Genomic DNA, 1821 nt, shown 5'->3' on the forward strand with positions numbered 1-1821 from the left:
CCCCCGGTCATCCACGAAGCAGGCGTAGTGGGTTCGTTTCGCGATATCGATGCCCACGACAAGCGTTTGTTCCGTAACTTGATCAATTTTATAGTTTTGTGTACAATTCATCTGAAGTCCTCCTTGGCATGATGGTAGGTATTGTTTGACACCCCTGCATCATACCAAGAGGGCTTTTTTTGATCAAGTCCCCGGAAAAGCTCCTAACGGGAATGCTCCTCTAAAAATTGGAGAAGTTTGGAACCATAACCTTTACCTTGAATTTCATTATTGATGCATAATTCTGCTAAATAAAAAGTTATTCCTTGATATGTTTTTTTGCTGTTTCCTGCTATAAAACCAATTGGAGTTTCATTGTTTTTCCAAAAAAATCCCGTAAAATTAGGAGTATGTAACAAATCCGTAAGCCTTTCTTTAGCAGTTTCATACGTCCAACTTTCATTCCAAGGCTCACTATTAAAAACTTTAATATATAGTTCAATACATTGTTCCAAATTATCTGTTGTAATTGGTACAACTGTTTCTGCCACTAAAAATTCCTCCTCCCAATATAATTCTTCAACTCCCCTGCCCTTAGCCAAACATTAAACAAGTTTCACCACAGATGATGGAAGTTAATTCATTCTTCCATGGGAGACAACCATACCGCATCTATGCATCACCATCAGAAGAATGAAAATGTGAAATATATTATGTCTATACTGCTCTTATAGCTGAAGTCAGAGGTCGATTACAAACTGATACTTCGAGTTCGTATGGGAGTGTTACCTTTTTGGATTCAGAAATTTTCAGGATAGTAGATAGTAAAACAGGAAACTTTGTTAATTAAATAAGAACCTCAATCTCTTTTACAAAAACAGCTTTACCTGTAATTTCTACTTCATATGAATCCTCATTTTTCATCACATTTACTTCTACTCTTCCATCTCTTCCAATTTCCTGACCTTGTTCAATTAAAAGGTTTAGGTTTAATACGTTATTATCTGCGATATATTTTGCATAATATGCGCCCATTACCCCAGAAGCAGTTCCTGTTACTGGGTCTTCAATCGTGCCAGAGAAAGGCGAAGAAAAATGTCGAGCATGCATATGTGCATTTGAATCATAAGTTTCTAAACAAAAAGGGTGGACAGAAGCCATTGGCATTTCTTTCAATATACTTGGGAAGAGCTTATTATTGGGTTTCATTCTTTTGAAAGCACTTAGGGTTTTTATTGGAATTAATAAAGTCCAAGTACCTGTACTTCCGTATAAAATCGGTAAGTTCGGTTCTATATCGTCTTTTTTCAGCCCTATGGAAAAGGCTAAATCTTCAACTGAACCATTAAATTCTTTAAATTGTGGAGATGCTTGTTTCATCGTTATGTCTATTTCGTTTTGTGAATTTCGATTTATTCTTATTGGCAGAACTCCTGCTTTGGTTTCTATTGTTAAATCACTCTTTTCTTTTAGTAATTCTTTTGTTTTTAATGCATAAATAGCAGCCATTGTTGCATGACCACATAGATTCATTTCATGTCCAGGTGTAAAATAACGAATTCTAACGTCCGCTTTATCAGATTTAAGAGGGAAAGCTGTTTCATTAAAGCCTACTTTTAACGCTATTTCTTGCATTTCCTTTTCAGTGAATTGGTCTCCATCTAAAACTACACCTGCTGGATTCCCCATATTTGGCTCATTACTGAATGCATCGTGTAACTATTCAGCCACATCATAAAGTGAGCTGAATATTTTCTTCTTTCCTTGTCTATGATGTGAATACTGATAGACAAGGAGGTGAATCACATGTTGACGGTACAACAAGCTGTATTTACAGTTGAG

Annotated in this window: 1 protein-coding gene and 1 pseudogene; both read right to left on the reverse strand. The window is 36.0% G+C overall.

Translation table 11 applies throughout. The features are described from left to right. Positions 1 to 203: 203 nt before the first annotated feature. Entirely contained in the window at positions 204 to 530 is a 327-nt protein-coding gene (locus ETC02_RS18475; protein ID WP_079936457.1) for a GNAT family N-acetyltransferase, read from the reverse strand. Between the two features lie 295 nt (positions 531 to 825). Then, positions 826 to 1695, reverse strand: a pseudogene (locus ETC02_RS16490) (PhzF family phenazine biosynthesis isomerase); the annotation flags it as partial. Between the last annotated feature and the right edge of the window lie 126 nt (positions 1696 to 1821).

Origin of the sequence: Geobacillus sp. DSP4a (assembly GCF_013096875.1) — a bacterium.
In the GTDB taxonomy this organism is placed as follows: Bacteria; Bacillota; Bacilli; order Bacillales; family Anoxybacillaceae; genus Geobacillus; species Geobacillus thermophilus.